The sequence below is a fragment of the Vibrio sp. 2130-1 genome, assembly GCF_033339515.1.
Genome location: NZ_JAWOUT010000517.1, coordinates 1 through 583 on the forward strand (window position 1 = coordinate 1; position 583 = coordinate 583).

At 49.1% G+C, this 583-nt stretch carries 1 protein-coding gene; it reads left to right on the forward strand.

The window, feature by feature from the left end:
- A partial coding sequence (rsmH, locus tag R7Q09_RS27150) for a 16S rRNA (cytosine(1402)-N(4))-methyltransferase RsmH (RefSeq protein WP_318144080.1) occupies nucleotides 1-583 on the forward strand: 583 nt, incomplete at both ends.

Genomic DNA, 583 nt, shown 5'->3' on the forward strand with positions numbered 1-583 from the left:
GAGGCGGTCACAGCCGTACAATTTTATCCAAACTTGGCCCAAATGGCCGACTGTACAGTATCGACCGTGACCCTCAAGCGATTGCGGAAGCAGGCAAAATTGACGACCCTCGTTTTACCATTATTCATGGCCCGTTTTCTGGCATGGCTCAATACGCAGAAGAGTATGACCTAGTTGGTAAAGTAGACGGTGTACTATTGGATCTTGGTGTGTCTTCGCCTCAGCTGGATGACGCAGAGCGTGGTTTCAGCTTTATGAAAGATGGCCCGCTAGATATGCGCATGGACCCAACTTCAGGCATCCCGGTTTCTCAATGGTTGATGGAAGCGGATCTGGATGACATCACTTGGGTGATTCGTGAATTCGGTGAAGACAAACACGCTCGTCGTATTGCTCGTGCGATTGTGGAATACCGTGAAAACGAAGAGAACGAGCCAATGGTTCGTACTGGACAGTTGGCAAAACTGATCTCTGAAGCCGCACCAAAAAGTTTTAAAGAGAAAGAGCACCCAGCGACGCGTCCTTTCCAAGCGTCCCGTATTTACAGCAACACTGAGCTAGAAGAAATGGATACTGCGCTGAA